We start from the raw sequence: 17716 nt of genomic DNA, 5'->3' as shown, positions 1-17716 counted from the left end.
ATTCGGTCGCGCGCTGCCCGAGGACGTTGGCGCGCGACCGGTGCTCGGCGTCGATCACACGGTCACAGATCGATTACTGCTCCTTCTTGAACAAATCCTGGAAGATGAGCTGGCCCCAAGTGCGGCCGCGTGCGTGCACCAGCGCGCCACCGTCTTTGAGCTTTCCCAGTTTGACGGGTGCGAACCCGAGTTGTTTGGCCAAGGCCGCCACGGGAGCGATCGCGTCCTCGTCGTCGCTCGACAGAAAGACGACCCGGTGCCCGCCCTCGACGATCGGATCGGCAGCCAGGGTGGCCGCAACCAGGTGATTGAAACCTTTCACGAGCTTGGCGCCGGTGAACGCCTTCGCGACGAAGGCAGAGGACGGGAGGCTGTCCAGCTCCTCGGGGGGAACTCCAAACGCATTCGTCGCGTCGATGACTGTCTTGCCCTCCCAGCTGGGCAGGGCCTTCGCAACCTCGCGATGCTCCCCGAACGGGATCGCCAGGATGATTGTGTCGGCCTCGAGTGCATCCCGCAGCGACTTGGCGACAACCGTGGGTCCAATCGCCCGAGCCTGCGGCGCCAACCCCTCCGGCGGCCGGCGGCTCGCGACGGCCACCTTGATGTCTTTACGGGCGAAGGCGTGGGCGAGAGCTTGGCCTACCGCACCGAATCCTACAATCGCATAGCTCATAATACTTCTCCTATCCGTGTTGATATTGACCCCCTACCCTCAACGGCGCTGGGTTATCTGCCGAACCCTACGGCGCGCCGAATAATCGAATGGAGCGCTTGGCCGGGCGTTGCGCGTCAGAGCTGTGCCAAGCCGCCGTCGACGGCGACTTCGCTGGCGGTCATGAAGCTGCTGTCCGACGACGCGAGAAAGGCGGCCGCCGCTCCGATCTCTGACGGATCGGCCATGCGCTGGAGCGGGGTCATCGAGGCGAAGACCTTCTGGCCCTCCTCGCCGAGCGCTTCCTTCGCGAGTTCGGTCGCGGTCGCCCCGGGCGACAGCACGTTTACCCGGATGCCGGTGCCCTTCAGGTCCTCCGCCCAGGTCCGCGCGAGATTGCGTACTGCCGCCTTGCTCGCGCTGTAGGCAGTGAATCCCGGGGCGCCCGTGGTGCCGGCGCTTGATCCGGTCAGGATGATCGAGCCGCCCGGGCCCATCAGCGGCAGCGCCTTCTGGACCGTGAAGATCGTACCCTTCACATTGGTGTCGAAGGTTTCGTCAATGTGCTCGGCGGTGATTTCGCCAAGCTTGGCCATGCTTCCCGCCCCGGCGTTGGCGAAGACGATGTCGAGGGTTCCGCGCTCGGCCTTCACAGCCGCGTAGAGTCGGTCGAGGTCCGCCTCATTCGAGACCGAGCCCTTCACCGCCAGGGCATTGGGCCCAAGGTCTGCCACAGCGGCGTCGAGCGCTTCCTGCCGGCGGCCGAAGATGAAGACGAAGGCGCCTTCCTCGATGAAGCGCTTCGCTGCGGCGCGGCCAATGCCGGTAGCGCCACCAGTGATCACGGCGGTCTTTCCATTCAGTCTGTTCATGTCATGCATCCTTTGGTCGTTCGGGGGACGTCCCTGACACCCAAAATAGGTCCGCTGGAGTCAGACGTTGAGTGCGAAAGCGCGCACATCGGTGGTGCAAAATCAATCCGGCTGGACGACTGACGCCAACCTCAACGATCGGTGTCCGCCGTTTGAAAACAGGCCGCACTTGGCCACATAAGCTATGATGACCGCCCGTACTGTTGTACGACGCGTTGGATACGGGCTTGGGAAGGCGCACCGCGCGGTGCGGGATTGCACCATGATCGACTGGGATGACATTCGCTACTTTCTTGCCGTGGCGCGCGGAGGCTCGGTGCGGGCTGCCGCCGAGGGCCTCGGGGTATATCACTCGACCGTGCTGCGACGCATCGCACAGCTCGAGGAACGCCTCGGGGCGCAGATGTTCGAAAAGCTGCCTTCGGGCTACCGCCTGACGGCTGCGGGCGAGGAAGTCCTCGAACTCGCCAACCAGATGGAAGCGTCATCGCACCAGCTGGAGACGCGCGTCTTCGGGCGCGACCAGAGCGTGCGCGGGCTTCTGCGGGTGACGCTGGCCCCCACCCTCGCGACACACCTGCTGATGCCGGACTTCGCCGATTTCGCGCGTCTGCATCCGGACATCGAGATGGACATCTTGTCGTCCGGCGAGCTGGCAAATCTGACCAACCGAGAGGCCGACGTGGCGATCCGCGTCGTCTACGACCGCAAAACCCTGCCGGTCAATCTTCACGGCCTGAAGGGACCGGATTTGTTTGGCGGCGTCTACATGTCCCGCGATCGGCTAGCCGCATGGGGTGCGGGCGCACCTGATCCCATCCGGTGGATTGTCATAAGTATTCATGGAATTCCGGATTGGGCCAGCGCGGGTGAGGTTCGCACCGCGGGGGTACCATTCAGGGTCACGGACGCCGAGGCGCAGATCGTTGCTGTGCGGCAAGGGCTCGGGATCACGACACTGCCATGTTTCGTCGGAGATGCCGACCCCCGCCTGGTGAGGGTGCCGGGCACCGACCTGCACATGTACGGAACGCTTTGGCTTCTCACACACGGGGAGACACGCAAGACGAAGCGCGTGCGGCTCTTCACGGAGTTCGTATCCCGCAGGCTCGCCGCGTACGCTCCGCTTTTGGCGGGGCAAGCCGCGACGGATCGAGAACGGTGCGGCCCGGACTAGTTACAGGCTATCCGTCTTCACCCATCTCGGAAAAAAGCCAGTCCCGAAACGCCTTCACCTTGCGCTGCCGGATCGCATCGGGAGGGTAAACGAGATAAAAACTGGATTGGGCCTTCAACGCATGTTCGAACGGGCGGACCAGCCGCCCCGCGGCGAGGTCGCCTTCCACAAGCATGGTCCGGCCAAGCGCGACGCCTTCGCCCTGAACCGCCGCCTCGATCGCGAAGGTGTAGGAATCGAAGGTCAGCCCCCCGTTTGGGTCTAGGCCCGTCACGCCTGCGCTCTCAAGCCAGGCCGCCCAGTCGATCGGATAGCCGTCGCGAATAAGGGTATGATATTTGAGATCCTCGGCTGTCCGCAACGGGTGCTTGCCCGCCATGAGTCGTGGACTGCAAACCGGCGACACATCTTCGCCGGCCAGGAATTCGCTCGTCAGTCCTGAATAGTCGCCTCCGCCATAACGAATGGCGATATCGATCCCATCGCCTGAAAAATTGGTCAGCGTGCCTGTTGTCGAGACACGCACGTCGATCTCGCTGTGTGCCCGATGAAAGCGATAGAGGCGCGGCACGAGCCATTTGCCCGCAAAGCCGCCCGACGTGCTCACAGTCAATGTCGTGTCGGAGCGGCGCGTCGTTGCAACGGCCGTGGCCACTGCCAGGTGATCGAGCGCTTCGCGCACCGCGCGCGCATAGGGCTCTCCGATCGCCGTCAGCCGGACCGAACGCGTCCCCCGATCGAACAGCGTTACGTCGAGTTGCTGTTCCAGGTTCTTGATCGCCCGGCTGATGGCGCCGTGGGTCACGAAGAGTTCCTCTGCGGCCTTGGTAAAACTCAGATGGCGAGCCGCCGCCTCGAAGGCGGGCAGAGCGGTCAACGGGGGGAGCTTTCTTGGCATGATGACCTGTGAGCACTGATCACAAATCATGCACTATTAGTCGTTTGTCGTCCAGCAGGGAAAGAAGCAAACTCCTTCCCATCAACAACGCAAAGGCGACGGCGACCAAGCTGAGAAGCGCCATTGAAAATGGATTAAGGCCATGAGTGTTACTCACGCATCGTTTGATATTTTTCATGGATCGGCAGCAGGCGAACGCGGGCATCGGCCAATCGATGTGATCGCCGCTTTGATCGGTGCGGCCCGCGATCTGGCCACGCGCCAGGTTCTGGTGATCCGGCATCGAACCGACATGCGGCGTCTCGACCGCTTTTCGGATCATAGCCTTGAAGACATCGGCTTCGAACGTGACTGGGACGGAACCGTCCTCCTACGGCAGCCATAGCCCGCCGACCGCTTCCTCAGCCATCATCGAAGGACAATGATCATGAACATCTACCCCCATCTCTGGTTCAATGGCCAGGCAGAAGAGGCCATGGAGTTCTATCGATCCGTGTTCAAGGACTCCAGGCTCCTTGCACGCACCGAACTGCCCAACCCGGAACTGTCGGTGGTGCGGTTCGAGCTCGGCGGCCTGCAGATCGCCGCGCTGAATGCCAACTCGCGCGTGCCGTACAATGAGGCGTTCTCGTTCCTTGTCGAAACAGGCGATCAGGAAGAAACCGACTACTACTGGGATGCTCTGATCGCCGAGGGCGGCAAGGAGCAGCCCTGCGGATGGCTGACGGACAAATTTGGCGTTTTCTGGCAGGTCACACCCGCCATCCTGCTGAAGATGATCGCCGACGCGGACAAGGACAGGGCCGAACGGGTGATGCAGGCCATGTACAGGATGAAGAAGATCATCATCGCGGATCTCGAACACGCCTACCAGGGTTAGCGACGCTCGTCGCGCCCGACTTCACAGCACCACTTCAGATATGGAGGAACCCATGGCGACGCTTATGGGCAAGAGAATTCTCGTCATCGGCGGCAGCTCCGGCATCGGTCTCGGCGTTGCGACCGCAGTTCTGGACAAAGGCGCCGAGGTGGTGATCGTCGGCCGGTCGCAGGAGAAGCTGCAAGCAGCCGAACGCGCGCTTGCGGCAGTCGGCAAGGTCAGCACCTTCGCAGCCGACATGACCCAGGAGGCAGAGATCGCTCGCCTGTTCGCAGGGATCGGCGGCCTCGATCATCTTGTCTCGACGGCAGGAACGCCGCCGCCCGACTACCCCATCGGGGACACCGACTTGAATGTTGTTCGCGGCTTCATCGACAACAAGCTGGTGGGCGCGGTCCTGGTAGCCAAGCACGCAGTCCGCACCTTGAAGAAGGGTGGATCGATGACCTTCACGTCGGGCATAAACAAGGACAAGCCGCCGGTTCCCGGCGGATCGGTCGTGGCGGCCATCGCCGGGTCGTTCGGCTATTTCGCGCATGCGCTGTCGCTGGAACTGGCGCCGACAAGGGTCAACGTGGTGTCGCCGGGCTGGGTCGATACACCCATGTTCACCGAACTGGCCGGCGAGAATAAATCCAGCCTTTTCGAGAGCATGGCGACGCGGCTCCCGGCAGGACGGATCGCGAATCCAGCCGATGTGGCGCTGGCCTATGTCTACGCCATGGAGAGCGAGTTCACGACAGGCCAAACGCTGCATATCGACGGCGGCCAGAGCCTAATCTGATCGCTTCCGCGGAGGAGCCATCAGCAAAGCCATTCCCGGCGCAGGCATCGTACTTCCGGCTGGCCGGAACCCCGATCACCGCCCGGACCACTCTCTCGACATTGCTCGGCTTCAGAAAGACAGAGGCTCCAAGCCGATATTCGACGTCGAGCAGGCTGTTCCTGACTACATCGACTGGCTTAGGTGAACGACCGCTAGGCCCGGAGGCACTCGATCTTCGAAAGGAAACTGCTTTCGGTGTGGCGCAATCACGGCCTGCATCCCGAGTTCTCACCTAACCCGGTAGCGCAGTTTGATGGGCCGGATGCAGCTCCGTATATTCGGGTAGAAGCCAGCCGCCGTCCCTGTCTTCCGACGAAAATCTGGCGACCAGGTCCGGGATGCGGAGCAGTGCGGCCAAGGCCATTATGGAAAGAAAGACGTTTACCCCAAATCGCGTCTTAGGCATTCCCAGGCGCAGAAGCGATGGGTTTACGTTCTGGATTTCGTTGACGAAGGGCCGTAGCGTTTCGTCGTAGAGCGCGAAGGCTCGCGCGAGATCTCCCGTATTGCGATTGATCTCACCCGCCAAGACATAAGCTCCGACCAGGCTGCCGGATACGCCCATGCCGCTGAACGGGGATGCACAATGCGCGGCATCGCCGACGAGAACCACGCGACCCTTGTACCAGGTGTCTGTGCGGACCTGCACCACTTCCTGAGAGTAGAAGTTGGGAGTCGTCGTCATGCCGCGGATGAATCGATCGGTCTGCCAGCCGGCGTCCCGGAACCGCTCTATCCAGAACTGCTTTTGCTGGTCCAATGGTGCCCTATGAATGGCCGATGCTTCTTCGGAGCTTTCCCTGAGCACGAAGTAGACTTGCGTTTCCGTCGGATTATGGCTCCGTCGCATGATCATCCGGCCGCCAGGAGCGAGGTACGTATTACGGATGTTGCCATCGTCGGCCGGTGTGCGTGGGATGAACCAATAGGCCATGTGGATGCCCATTCGCAGGTAAGGGTCGGCGGCATCCGGCGGCAGGATACCCTGGCGAATGCGCGATCCCTGACCATCGGCTCCGACCAGCAGATCGAAGGTGTCAGAGGTGCCGTCGGAGAAGTGAGCTAGAACCTTCTCGTCGTCCTGTTCGAACCGCTCTACGGTCTTGCCGAAGACGTATTCTACGACGTCCCTGGTCAGGTCCTGGAGAATGCGCACGACATCGCCGCGCATGATCTCGTATTCGGATGTGAGCGATTGCGCGCCGCGACCGGATGTGTTGGCCAGAATCGTCGCCTTGGCATGACCCTGGGAGTCGACGAACGAGACGCCAGCCTCATCGACAAGGTTGCTGCGGATGGCGCCTATAAGCCCCATGCGCTTGGCGGCCTCGATGCCTTGCCCGCGCAGGTCCACCTGCGCACCCCTGGCCCTGATGCTTGAGAACCGCTCGACTACGACGACTTGATGGCCGCTTCGGGTGAGCCAATAGGCCAAGGCCGGACCCGCAATCCCTCCACCGCAGACAAGAATCTTGAGGGAGCGATTTTCAGTCTCAATCTTCATGTGCGCAACTCGAATCTATCAGTGATAGGCTGATTTACAAACTCCCCTATCGCCGATAGATTGTCAAGATGGCTAAGCTAACTCGTGAAACCGTAATTGCCGAAGCGCTCGATCTGCTCGATGAGGTTGGTCTTGAGGGCGTCAGCACGAGACAACTCGCGAAGCGGCTCGGCGTCGAGCAACCGTCGCTGTACTGGCATTTTCGCAAGAAGGAGGAACTGCTCGCCGCCATGGCCGAGACTGCGATGGCGCCCCACGCGACCGCTCCGCTTCCAATGCCATCCGATGACTGGCGTGATTGGTTTCTCGACAACACGCGCAGCTTCCGGCGAACGCTGCTGATGCGCCGCGACGGCGCAAAGCTCCACGCGGGCAGCCCCCCCGGTGCGGCGGACATCGATCGGATCGCGCACAAGATGGCCTTCCTGGTCGCGTCCGGTTTGCCCGAGCGGGACGCTCAGATGGCGATGCTCGCGTCCAGCCGCTTCACCGTCGGAAGCGTGCTCGAGGAACAGGCCGAAGCCAGTCTCGGCGCAACTGCGGACGATTTGATCGGGGTTCCGCAGATAGATCACGAAGCCGCTTTCGAAGAAGGGCTGAAGCTGATTCTTGATGGCCTCGCCGCACGAGTGGAGCGCCGATCAACGAGGGCGACCATCGACCATCAGATGCTGATCTGATTCAACGCGTCGCCTTCTTGACGCCGTTGCTCGAAGGGTTTGTCAGGATAGCGCTCGTTACAATGTGAGCAAGATGATCGGCCCGCGGCGCGAATGAGGGTAGGTCGACGAGCCAGCCGAGCGCCGACATTAGGCCGAACAGGTCGTCCCCATTCATATCGGTGCGCGCTGTACCTTCGGCCTGAGCACGGAGCAGTAGTCGCGTGCTCGCCGAATGCACCGCTGCGCATGAAGCATAAAGAGCGGAGTCCGGGTTCGTGTGGGCGGCCGCCATCAGGGCGACAACGCCCCTATAGCTTTGGGCGAATGCCATCCATTCGCGAAACCAGGACACGAGCGCTTCCTCAGGTGAATTAGACGTTTCGAGTTCGTCTGCTTTCTGCGTCAGTGCGTCCAGATTTGTACACAGCAACGCTTCGAACAAGGCTTCTCGCGTCGGAAAATGACGAAGCAGCGTGGCCAACCCGACGCCGGCCCGGCGGGCGATATCGCGCATCGACGCATCTGCACCATGCTCGGTGACGACCTCACGCGCGACCGTGAGGATATGGCTGTAATTTTTTCTGGCGTCAGCTCGCATGGTTTTCCTTGATAAACGGATCAGTGAACCATATATATGGATCAGTGGTTCGGATCCGTAAGCCAGAATCCGGATCGGTGATCCATAAGATACAGCGCGCCGTACCATTTAGAAAGTGCGAGCACCATCCAATTCACGAGGATATTGCACATGAGCACTATCAGCATCATCGGGTCAGGCGGAATGGCCGCAGCGATCGGAGGCCTTGCCGCCAAGGCCGGACACACCGTCGAGGTGATGAGTCGCGACGCCGCCAAGGCGCGGGCGCGGGCCGAGCAGATTGGAGCTGGCGCGACGACAGGAGTGTTCGCAGCAGCCCCGGCCGGGGACATTGTCGTCCTCGCGGTTCCTTATTCGGCGGTTCTCGACGTGGTGAAGCAGTACGGCGAAGCGCTGGCAGGCAAACTCCTCGTCGACATCACCAACCCCGTCGGCTCCGACCTAAAGAGCTTTGTGACCCCTGAGGACAGTTTCGGCGCGCGGGAGATCATGAAGGCCGCACCTTCGGACGCCGTTGTCGTCAAGGCGTTCAACACCCTGTTTTCCCGCGTCCTGGCGGCGGGTCCAGTCGAGGGTCGCCCCTTGGACGTGTTCATCGCCGGGGACGACGCGCAGGCGAAGGCGCGCGTCTCGGCGTTCATCGAGAGCCTCGGATTGCGTCCGATGGATACCGGACAGCTGTCCATGGCGCCGACGCTTGAGCACGCCTGCCTGCTGTCGCTCGGGCTTCTCGCCCACTCCGTCAAACACACCAACTTCTCGATCGGCGTCAGCCTCCTCGGCTGAGGACACGCGCCATCCCTTCTCGCATCCCATCACCCACAAGGAGCAGTATCATGCACGTATTCGTTACCGGCGGGACCGGCCATTCCGGTCCGTATATCATTTCCGACCTCATTGCAGCCGGTCACGAGGTTACTGCGCTTGCCCGGTCGGACAAGTCCGCAGAGGCGGTGTCCGCGCTTGGCGCCAAAGTGCGTCGCGGCGACCTCGATGATCTCGACGGGCTAAAAGCGGCGGCCGCAGACTCCGACGGCGTCATCCACGTTGCGCACCGGCAAGACCTGCTTCCCACCGGAGGCCTCGACGCGGTGGCTGCCGCGGAGCAAAAGATCATGCTCGCATACGGTGAGGCTCTGAAGGGGACCGGAAAGCCGCTGGTCACATCGGGGAGCATCGGCTCGCCGGGTTGGGAACATCTCGGCCGCCCAGCCACCGAGGAGGATCCCACCCTCTCTGGCGGCGAGAAGTTCAAGGGCACCTTGCGAGTTCGTAACATCGTCGAAACGACCGTGCTCGGTTTCGCTGAGCAAGGCGTGCGCTCTTCGGTCGTACGGATTCCGACGATCATGCACAGCACGAGCGACAATGCCGGTTTCCTCCCGATACTGATCGGGCTTGCGAAGGAGAAGGGCGTCGTCGGATATCCCGGCGACGGCAAGAACAATTGGTCGGCCGTGCACGCCCGCGACTTGGCCGCCATGTTCCGTCTGGCGCTGGAGAAGAGCCCCGCCGGCAGGAATTGGCATGCGGTTGCCGACGAGGCTATTCCGTTCCGCAAAATTGCCGAAGCCATCAGCAGCCGCTTGAACCTGCCGGCCGTGCCGATTCCGGCGGACGAGCTGATGCTGCCGGGCTTTTTCGGGTTCCTCGCGAATCTGGTCAAGCTGGACGTCGCCGCGTCCAGCGCCATCACCCGCCAGACCCTCGGCTGGGACCCCACTCAGCCCGGCCTGCTCGAAGACCTAGACAACGGCCATTACTTCCCGGCCGGCTGACCCGCTCAGAGACTACCAGCAATACCCAACTCTTTAGGAGACTGCACATGAGCACTATCACCATCATTGGTTCAGGCGGCATGGCCGCGGCGATCGCGGGCCGTACCGCCAAGGCTGGACATACCGTCGAGGTTGTCAGCCGCGACTCCGTCAAGGCGCGGGCGCTGGCCGACCAGCTGGCGGTCGGAGCGACCACAGGGACGTACGGCGCCGCGCCTGCGGGCGACATTGTCATCCTCGCAGTGCCGTACGCCAGTGCGGCGGCGGTGGTGGCCGAATACGGGGACGCGCTCGACGGCAAGGTGATCATCGACATCACCAACCCGATCTCCCCCAACGCCACAGGCCTCGTCACCCCCCACGGCAGTTCTGGTGCACAGGAGATCGCTAAGGGCCTCCCCGCCGGTGCGCATGTCGTGAAGGCGTTCAACACGCTCTTCGGCCACGTACTTGCTCGGGGTGGACGCCTTGACGCGTTCATCGCAGCCGACGATCCGGAGGCCAAGGCGCGCGTCTCGACCTTCACCGACAGTCTCGGGCTGCGTCCATTCGATATCGGCGGCCTGCACATGGCCCAGACGCTCGAGGCGCTCGGCTTGATGCTGATCGGCCTGGCCAAAAACGGCGCCGGCACCTGGGACATCGCTCTCAACGTCGATCTCCTCTGAGCCGCCGACACCACGCCCTCATCGGCAGGTCCACAACACCACTGGGAGCAAGTCATCTCTCACGTCGTTCTCATCAACCAACTCCAGTGGAGTTGTCTGTCGACGGCGGCTTCCGAAAAGCCGCAGGCTATGCTCCTGGTCCGGTCACCACCGGACGGTCTTCCCGTCCCGGTCGAGATATTCGAGGCCCGGCTTGCCTTGCTGCGAGATCAGCACGTCTACGACCTTGCTGGTGCGATAGGCTTCATGCCGGCCATTCGCCTATGCTGCCTTGGCCTGACGACATCACGCCGTCCGCCCTCACGTGATCCTGCAACCCCTCGATTACGCGCATCGGGCCGAGTGCATTCGTCACCAGCACGCGCGCAAACTCTTCGGTGGCGATATCGGCGACCCGCTCGCCATGCCCCTTACCTTCTCCGGAGTTAGGACCTCCGACAGGATAGGCCACTCAGACAGGGGCAGGTCCTGCGAGGTGCGGAGCCGGTTCGCAATACTCAATCAGCAATTCGGTGAGGACCCGTATCTTCCGTGCGGGATGCTGACCTGGCGGGCGGATGACATAGGCCCCGGCCGGAGGTGGCGGATGACGCGTCATGACCGGCATGAGCACACCGGAAGCTATATATTCATGGGTAAGGCAATCGGGCAGGTAAGCGATGCCGAGTCCCGCTGTCGCGGCGGCAACGAGAGCTATGCCGTTGTCGGCCTTGAAGCGACCCTGCGGACGAACCGTGATGATCTTGTCGCCATCCATGAGTTGCCAGGCTTCGGTGCCCTGCATGAGGGCCTCATGAGCGACGAGTTCCTCCGGCGTTTCGGGCGATCCATGCGCCTTGATATAGTCCGGGCTCGCGACGAGCTTCCCATAAATCGGTCCGACGCGCCTTGCGACCAGGTTGGAGTCCTGGAGATAGCCAACTCGTATCGCGCAATCGTATCCCTCCGTGATGAGATCGACGAAGCGATCACTGTAGCAGGTGTGGATTTGGAGCCGGGGGTGGCGTCGCGCCATTTCCGTGAGGATGGGAGCGAAGTGGGTCGGTCCGAAGGAAAGCGGCACGGCAACCCGCAAGCGGCCACGAAGGTCACCGGCGGGCAGGATTGTTTCCTTGGCAACGTCGATCTCGGCGCAAACTCTGGCTGCATAGTCTCGGAAAGTGGCGCCGGCTTCGGTGAGAGCGGCGCCCCGGGTCGTTCGTGCAAGCAACTGGACGCCAAGTTCCGCTTCAAGCCGGATTAGCCGACGACTGACGATCGACTTGGAGACGCCGAGCCGGAGCGCAGCCGCGGAAACGCCTCCAGCATCGGCAACTTCTACGAAGGTCTGCAGCTCTTCAATGTCCAAATCAGCGTTCCTCATTTCGCGACACAGCTTATCGCCAAAGGGGACTACCGCAACTTGGATAGGAACGGCAATAGTCCTTGCGGGCAACGTGCCCCTGGCACATGTCTCTGAAAAACCAATGCCGCTCACACGGCAGCAAAGGATGTAACAATGACCTTTCGTAATGGCCTTGCTTCGCTTCTTCGTCCCGAAGATTCAGTACTCGTTCTGATCGACCACCAGCCCTACCAGCTCACCAATCTAAACAGCCACGACCCGCAGGCTGTCGTCAACAATGTGACCGCGCTGGCAAAGCTGGCAAAGGCTTTCAATGTTCCGACGATCCTCACCAGCGTGATCGCGGATCGCGGTGGCAAGCTTTTCAAGCAAATCACTGACGTCTTCCCAGGGCAGGAAGTGATCGACCGGACCTGGGTGAATACCTGGGAGGACGAGAAAGTGGTGGACCTGGTCAAGGCGACCGGCCGCAAGCAATTGATCATCGCAGGCCTATGGACCGAAGTTTGCGTAGCGATGCCAGCGATTCAGGCTGCCGGCGAAGGCTGGGACGTGACCGTAATTACCGACGCATCGGGCGGAAGTTCAACCGAGTCTCACCAGGTCGCCATACAGCGGATGATTGCGGCCGGCGTCAACATGATGACCTGGATGGCTCTGGCTGGCGAATGGCAGCGTGACTGGGCTCGCACCGAGCATGTCGAAGAGCTGACCGAAGTGCTCATCTCGCACATGAGCGGCAGCGGCATCGCATATCTCTGGGAGCAGCAGCTGCTCAATACGCCGGTGCCGAGCAACGCAGGATGATCTGAGCGGGGGTGACGAAAGACTTGAGCGATCCGGCGCCAACACGCTGGCTGCATATCGAGTTGCGTCATCCCCGCTTCACAAGATGGCCGCCCATGCCTGAATGCAGGGCGGCCGGCATGATCAACGACCATTTCCTCCAGCGCTACCCGCGACTGCAGCCGGCTCAGCCCGGCTATCCATCGCCCAGGCCGTTTGCGGTCACTCGGTCACCGGATCGCGTCTCCGATGATCCTCCCCAGCGCAACAAGGCGCTCGTGATCAAGGCGATGACCTCGCTATTCCAACGTCATGATGCGTCGGCAGTGGAGTTCCTCTACGCGACGGATTATATCCAACACAATCCCAACATTCTCCAAGGTCGCGAGGCGCTGAAGGCGCTTGTTGCTGCACTGTCGAAGGACGTCTATTACGAGCCCGGCCTGATGGTCGCGGAAGGTGCGAGAAATTTGTTACCTTCGATCGCAAATTCATAAAGGCGGCACGTGCTGCCGGTTATCAAAACGTACAGGACGCCTGATTTATGCTTCGCAGCCTCTATAACTGGACGATGGCGCTCAGCGCCCGCAAATCCGCGGCGGTATGGCTTGCCGTCATCGCCTTCGTCGAAAGCTCCGTCTTCCTGGTGCCGGCCGACGTGCTGTTCCTGCCGATGGCGCTTGCTCGGCCGGAGCGTGCCTGGCGCTACGCACTGATCGCCACGGTCTTTTCCGTGCTCGGCGGCATTGCCGGCTGGGGCATCGGTTATTTCGCCTTCGATGCGCTTGCCGAACCGATCCTGCAGTTCTGGGGTAAGCTCGACACCTTCAACGAGCTCAAGGCCGGCATCACTTATGAAGCCGTGGTGCTGATGCTGGTAACGTCAGGTTTCGCGCATCTGCCGCCGATCAAGGTCGTGACGATCCTTTCCGGCGTGGCACATATCAACCTCGGCCTGTTCGTGATATCGGCGATCGTCACCCGCGGCGCCCGCTTCTTTCTGCTCGCCTGGCTGCTGCGCCGTTACGGCGAAGACATCCGCCATTTCATCGAGAAGCGGCTGGGGCTGATCGCAATGGCGGTGGCGGCGGTGCTGATCGCCGCCTATGTCACTTACAAATTCCTGACGCATTGAGGCGTTCAACGTCTCTTGCCTCTGCCCCGGAAGCGCCGGGGTCACGCGTCAGCGGGCAAAATAGCGTAGCTCGTCGCCCTTGCGCCCATCGAAATAAGGCGCTTGCCAGCCGTCGTCGGTGTGGAGAAAACCATGCCCGATCGAGGCTTTCGGCGGAGTTGCACCGGTCAGCAGAACCTTTCTGCGCTGCTCCTCGAGGACAGCCCGGTAGCGGTAATGGTCCTGGACGTCGAGGACATGCACCGCATAGGCTGCCGCGAGCTGCGGGGCGCCCCTAATGATCAGCATGTTCTCATCATTGGCATAGGATGCCTTGAACCCGAGATTGTGACTGCCGGTGATCACGACGCAATCGGTCTGCGACAGCGGATCGATCACCACGATCTTGTCATGTATGATCGCAGTCCCCGCTGTCAGCAGTTCACGCTGGAAATCCCCGATCAGGTCGCGGATGGCGCTCGCCCTCACCATCATCACGCGGGGTGCACCTTTCAATTGATAGATGGAAGGCGCCGGCGCCTTGGTAGCCCCGTCTTCCTCGTCGGCGTCGTCTTCCCGGACCGGAATTTCGTAATTGGGCATCGCCTGTGGCGCGCTGATGGCTCCAAGCACGAGCAGGTCGGGTTTCTCGGCCGCGATCTTCACCGCCTCGCCGATGATGCTGTTGCGGCCCTGCTGGGCCGGATAGAAACTCAGGAACAGCAAGGCCTGTTTGGCGCCCCGCATCAGGTCGAAGACGTCCTGCATATCCGGAGGCGTCGCCGGATTCTGGCGCGGAACGCTGACCTTGGACATGTTGGGCGAGAACCAGGCTGTCACCTTCGCCGATGGGGCCACCGAAGCAATATCGAGAGGATGCGGGGTCGCCCCATCCGCACGCAGCTGAGGCCCCTGATCGACATTGTTCGGCTTGCTCAGCGGAGCCGGCTCCGGAATCACGTCGGCCAAAAGGCGCTGCCAATAGCCGAGATAGACCTCGGCGAGCTTCATGTCCTCGATCATCACCGCATTGTTCGTCTGGCCGCAAAGACCGGTCGACGTCCAGTTGGTGCTGCCGGTCAGCACGGTAATGGGCTCGCCCGTCCTGGAGACCAGCACGCCGAACTTGTTATGGCCGATATGTTTGCTGTTGTTGAACATCCGGTTCTGCAGACGGTCGCCAAGCTTGGCCCGCAATCTGCCGCGTGCAGCCTCGTTGGTCGTATCCCAGGTCTTGCCGTCTTTCGACTTGCCGGCAGTCGAAAGGATCAGGTGGATGCGGGCATGGTGGGTATCGATGAGGTCGATCAGTTCCTCGTCGTGAAGTTCGTAGAGCGCCAGATAGATATCCGCGTCCAGTTTCTCCGCCAGATCGAAGAAACCTTTGACCGTCTTCAGCGCATCGCCGCCCAGGAACCATCGCAGGGGATCGCGTCTGTCGGCGATGCGTCTGAGAACCTCGCTTTTCGATGGCGTCTTGCCATCGGGGGTCTTCAATTGCTTCCTCAGATTCTGGGTCGACAGGATGCCGTTGTTGAACGCCACCGTGGCCTTGCCAAAGCGGCCGGTCACCAGCAGTTCATCGGTCAGAACGGGCTCCCCGCAGAAGAAGAGGGGTATCGGGTCACCTTTGTATCGGGGCTTTCCGGCATCGTCGAGAAAGGTCGCGGTCGCCGAAGGCGGCACAGGCAGGCGTCCCGGACCGGCCAAGCCTAACGGCACGACCTCGTAGCGGACTTTGAATTCCCCTTCCCGCAGTACCGTCTCGTTGCGGCTGCGGCGAAGCGTAAGATCGCGCCAGGAAAATTTCTGAATGGGCCAGACGCTGGTATCCTGCTCCTCGCCCCTCGGATTGGACTGCGTGTCGAAAGCGACCCATGCGGGCAGGACACGCCTTGCAACTTCGTTGCCGGCAAGATCGAAGTGGATCCGGGTTATCATGAACCCGAGACAATCCTTGATGATCCCATCAGTCCGCCAAGCAAGATAGCCGACTTCGTTGTTGCACCACGCATTCGCCTTGACGATCCTGGACATGGCCATCCCCTACCCTCTGACCATTTCCTAGCAGATCAAATTCGCAGGAATATTACAATCGCAAATCCATGCGCCGTTTTTATACCCGCCTTGATAGATGCCCGTGGAAGGGACGTGTCAGAACCCCATCGATTGCTGCGCCGGCTCCGGCGGTGTCAGGCGCACACCCTCGAGCTCCAGCATGCGGGATTTCGAAGTCGAGCCGCCGGGAGCCGAGAAGCCGCCTATCTTGCCGCCGGCGGCGAGTACGCGGTGACACGGAATGATCAGAGCCACCGGGTTCTTCGCCATTGCCTGGCCGACATCGCGGGCGGCCTCGGGACCGGCGCCGAGCTGCTTGGCAATCGCCCCATAGGTCGTCGTATACCCCCAGCCGATCCCGCGGGCGGCAGCATAGATCTGCTTGAAGAAGTCGTCCTGGCCATCAAGATCCAGCCTGACCTTCGAGAAATCGACTTCCTCGCCCGCAAAATACCGCTTCACGGCGTCGACAGCTTCGAGCACCTCGGCCGGAGGCGTGCCCGGCTCAGCCTCCGGCAGCCGGCGCCGCAGCAGCTTTTCGGTCGAATCCGCGCTTTTGGTCGGGAGCTGGAACCGAGTGATGCCGACATCATTCCAGGCGATGCCGCAGAAGCCGCCGGCAGTTTCAAAAATCAGGTATTGATGCATTGTCATGAGGAAACCTCCGCATTGCGATTGACCTTAAAATCGTGCCTTAGGCCCAAGGATTCAACCCGTTTCTTGCCTGCAGGGGCGAAGTTCTCGCAGAACTGTCGGTTGAAGTTCCCTGGCCGCTCCTTAAATTTTCCGCCATGAGCGGATCGCAAGCATTGCTGGAAAAGCGCGCCTGACCGCGGAGAGGCTGCATACGCCTCCCGGCGGCGGACGCTTTGCGATATCGCGCCTGGCGCTCGGGCTTTTTCTCATCGATCAGGACCGCCACCGGATCGCCGTCGGCTCTGACAAACGGCAACATGTGCCTCTGAAAGCCGGCGAAGGCTGGATCCTGCCGGCGGGTGCGACGGGTATTTGCGAATATGACGAGGCGCTGTCTTTCCTCAGACTTGAGGTGCCCGAAAACCTGCTCGCCGATGTGAGCTTCGAACGTCATTCGGATTTCAGGCCGCTCATGTATCAGGTCCCCTATTACACGGAGGCCAATCGCGGCCTTATCCCGCAATATGACAACCGCTTCAACCTCGCCTCCTGGGAGCCGTGGCTGACCTATGATTCCGTTTCTCTCGGGGCAAAGCTCGACAAGCCGACCTTGATCGTTCATTCGGAGGGAGCTGCCGTGCCGCAGGGTGCGCATGCGTTTTACGCGCTGCTGCCGGGCGAGAAATCGGAACTCTGGCTCGACGGTTTCAGTCAGTTCGACTTCTACGACCGATCGGAGCCGGTGACAATCGCGGCGGACGCAGCGGCGGCGCATTTCACCCGCGTCAACGCGTCTCGGCAGATCGATCCCGAGGACCGTGCGGCGATCATCGACACGATCACCGATATCGCCGCCGGCGCCGACCGGCATCAATGGGACCGGGTACGTCGCGCCTTCGCCGACGAGGTGACGCTTGACTATACAAGCCTTTGGGGCGGCAAGCCGATTGCCCAACCGGCCGATGAGGTGATCCGGCAATGGTCCGGTTTTCTGCCGGGTTTCGACGAGACGCGGCATCTCGTGACCAATCATACGATCACGGGCTTACAAGGCGAGAAGGCGACCGCCGAGGCCGATTTCCAGGCGACCCATCGCATCGGAACCGATCTCTGGGTGCTGATCGGCCGTTACCACTACGAGCTCGCCAAGGTTAACGGCGGCTGGAAAATTTCCGCCCTGACCATGACCGCGACCCACGAGACCGGCGACAGGGCGCTCACTCAGCGCGCCGCCGAACGCGCGCCGAAAACCCGCTGAA

General features: G+C 61.5%; 21 protein-coding genes. 12 read left to right on the top strand and 9 right to left on the bottom strand.

The window, feature by feature from the left end:
• Window positions 1–73: 73 nt before the first annotated feature.
• Both RG540_RS22190 and RG540_RS22185 read right to left on the bottom strand, forming a co-directional pair.
• Window positions 74–676 (bottom strand): NADPH-dependent F420 reductase, encoded by a 603-nt coding sequence (locus RG540_RS22190; protein ID WP_038592578.1) that lies wholly within the window; start codon window positions 674–676, stop codon window positions 74–76.
• A 116-nt stretch (window positions 677–792) separates the two neighbouring features.
• Window positions 793–1527 carry an SDR family NAD(P)-dependent oxidoreductase gene (locus RG540_RS22185; protein WP_038592574.1) on the bottom strand — a complete coding sequence of 245 codons (735 nt, stop codon included), beginning with the start codon at window positions 1525–1527 and terminating at the stop codon, window positions 793–795.
• A gap of 262 nt (window positions 1528–1789) precedes the next feature.
• On the opposite strand from RG540_RS22185, the gene RG540_RS22180 reads away from it, so the two are divergent.
• Complete coding sequence (locus RG540_RS22180; RefSeq protein ID WP_038594467.1) at window positions 1790–2704, top strand: LysR family transcriptional regulator; 915 nt, start codon at window positions 1790–1792, stop codon at window positions 2702–2704.
• 7 nt (window positions 2705–2711) lie between these two features.
• Here the strand turns inward: RG540_RS22180 and RG540_RS22175 are convergent, their stop codons facing one another.
• Window positions 2712–3602, bottom strand: coding sequence for a transcriptional regulator GcvA (locus RG540_RS22175; protein ID WP_038592571.1), 891 nt, complete (start codon window positions 3600–3602; stop codon window positions 2712–2714).
• 142 nt (window positions 3603–3744) lie between these two features.
• On the opposite strand from RG540_RS22175, the gene RG540_RS32435 reads away from it, so the two are divergent.
• The 3 genes from RG540_RS32435 to RG540_RS22160 are packed head-to-tail and all read left to right on the top strand — an operon-like array spanning window position 3745 to window position 5266.
• Window positions 3745–3987: a hypothetical protein gene (locus RG540_RS32435; RefSeq protein WP_038592568.1), complete on the top strand. Its 243-nt coding sequence runs from the start codon at window positions 3745–3747 to the stop codon at window positions 3985–3987.
• A gap of 42 nt (window positions 3988–4029) precedes the next feature.
• Window positions 4030–4482 (top strand): VOC family protein, encoded by a 453-nt coding sequence (locus RG540_RS22165; protein WP_038594464.1) that lies wholly within the window; start codon window positions 4030–4032, stop codon window positions 4480–4482.
• A 52-nt stretch (window positions 4483–4534) separates the two neighbouring features.
• Window positions 4535–5266: an SDR family oxidoreductase gene (locus RG540_RS22160; RefSeq protein WP_038592565.1), complete on the top strand. Its 732-nt coding sequence runs from the start codon at window positions 4535–4537 to the stop codon at window positions 5264–5266.
• Window positions 5267–5540: 274 nt separating this feature from the next.
• On the opposite strand, the gene RG540_RS22155 is transcribed toward RG540_RS22160, so the two are convergent.
• Complete coding sequence (locus RG540_RS22155; protein WP_038592561.1) at window positions 5541–6812, bottom strand: FAD-dependent monooxygenase; 1272 nt, start codon at window positions 6810–6812, stop codon at window positions 5541–5543.
• 68 nt (window positions 6813–6880) lie between these two features.
• Here RG540_RS22155 and RG540_RS22150 point away from each other — a divergent pair, with 68 nt between their 5' ends.
• Complete coding sequence (locus tag RG540_RS22150) at window positions 6881–7492, top strand: TetR/AcrR family transcriptional regulator C-terminal domain-containing protein (RefSeq protein WP_038592558.1); 612 nt, start codon at window positions 6881–6883, stop codon at window positions 7490–7492.
• Between the two features lies 1 nt (window position 7493).
• Here RG540_RS22150 and RG540_RS22145 read toward each other — a convergent pair whose 3' ends face one another.
• Window positions 7494–8072 carry a TetR/AcrR family transcriptional regulator gene (locus RG540_RS22145; RefSeq protein ID WP_038592555.1) on the bottom strand — a complete coding sequence of 193 codons (579 nt, stop codon included), beginning with the start codon at window positions 8070–8072 and terminating at the stop codon, window positions 7494–7496.
• A 150-nt stretch (window positions 8073–8222) separates the two neighbouring features.
• Between RG540_RS22145 and RG540_RS22140 the strand changes: the two genes are divergently transcribed.
• The 3 genes from RG540_RS22140 to RG540_RS22130 are packed head-to-tail and all read left to right on the top strand — an operon-like array spanning window position 8223 to window position 10518.
• Window positions 8223–8858 carry an NADPH-dependent F420 reductase gene (locus RG540_RS22140; protein ID WP_038592552.1) on the top strand — a complete coding sequence of 212 codons (636 nt, stop codon included), beginning with the start codon at window positions 8223–8225 and terminating at the stop codon, window positions 8856–8858.
• 50 nt (window positions 8859–8908) lie between these two features.
• Complete coding sequence (locus tag RG540_RS22135; RefSeq protein ID WP_038592549.1) at window positions 8909–9850, top strand: SDR family oxidoreductase; 942 nt, start codon at window positions 8909–8911, stop codon at window positions 9848–9850.
• Between the two features lie 47 nt (window positions 9851–9897).
• The gene (locus RG540_RS22130) at window positions 9898–10518 is read left to right on the top strand and encodes an NADPH-dependent F420 reductase (RefSeq protein WP_038592546.1); all 621 of its coding nucleotides are present in this window, start codon (window positions 9898–9900) and stop codon (window positions 10516–10518) included.
• A gap of 244 nt (window positions 10519–10762) precedes the next feature.
• Here RG540_RS22130 and RG540_RS22125 read toward each other — a convergent pair whose 3' ends face one another.
• Window positions 10763–10969, bottom strand: coding sequence for a Rossmann-fold NAD(P)-binding domain-containing protein (locus RG540_RS22125; protein WP_038592543.1), 207 nt, complete (start codon window positions 10967–10969; stop codon window positions 10763–10765).
• Window positions 10970–11866: a LysR family transcriptional regulator gene (locus RG540_RS22120; protein WP_038592540.1), complete on the bottom strand. Its 897-nt coding sequence runs from the start codon at window positions 11864–11866 to the stop codon at window positions 10970–10972.
• A 150-nt stretch (window positions 11867–12016) separates the two neighbouring features.
• Between RG540_RS22120 and RG540_RS22115 the strand changes: the two genes are divergently transcribed.
• The 3 genes from RG540_RS22115 to RG540_RS22105 all read left to right on the top strand — a co-directional run bounded on the left by RG540_RS22115 (window position 12017) and on the right by RG540_RS22105 (window position 13784).
• Window positions 12017–12670, top strand: a complete 654-nt coding sequence (locus tag RG540_RS22115; protein WP_038592537.1) for a hydrolase — start codon at window positions 12017–12019, stop codon at window positions 12668–12670.
• Window positions 12671–12789: 119 nt separating this feature from the next.
• Window positions 12790–13146, top strand: coding sequence for a nuclear transport factor 2 family protein (locus RG540_RS31200; RefSeq protein WP_051909570.1), 357 nt, complete (start codon window positions 12790–12792; stop codon window positions 13144–13146).
• A gap of 47 nt (window positions 13147–13193) precedes the next feature.
• Entirely contained in the window at window positions 13194–13784 is a 591-nt protein-coding gene (locus RG540_RS22105; protein ID WP_038592533.1) for a YqaA family protein, read from the top strand.
• Between the two features lie 48 nt (window positions 13785–13832).
• On the opposite strand, the gene RG540_RS22100 is transcribed toward RG540_RS22105, so the two are convergent.
• Window positions 13833–15800, bottom strand: coding sequence for a phospholipase D-like domain-containing protein (locus tag RG540_RS22100; RefSeq protein ID WP_038594460.1), 1968 nt, complete (start codon window positions 15798–15800; stop codon window positions 13833–13835).
• A gap of 117 nt (window positions 15801–15917) precedes the next feature.
• The gene (locus RG540_RS22095) at window positions 15918–16475 is read right to left on the bottom strand and encodes a methylated-DNA--[protein]-cysteine S-methyltransferase (RefSeq protein ID WP_038592530.1); all 558 of its coding nucleotides are present in this window, start codon (window positions 16473–16475) and stop codon (window positions 15918–15920) included.
• A 301-nt stretch (window positions 16476–16776) separates the two neighbouring features.
• Here RG540_RS22095 and RG540_RS33190 point away from each other — a divergent pair, with 301 nt between their 5' ends.
• Window positions 16777–17715, top strand: a complete 939-nt coding sequence (locus RG540_RS33190; protein WP_244446598.1) for a nuclear transport factor 2 family protein — start codon at window positions 16777–16779, stop codon at window positions 17713–17715.
• Window position 17716 lies beyond the last annotated feature (1 nt).

Origin of the sequence: Neorhizobium galegae bv. orientalis str. HAMBI 540, assembly GCF_000731315.1 — a bacterium.
Lineage (GTDB): Bacteria > Pseudomonadota > Alphaproteobacteria > Rhizobiales > Rhizobiaceae > Neorhizobium > Neorhizobium galegae.
This window is presented reverse-complemented; position numbering and strand designations above follow the sequence as displayed.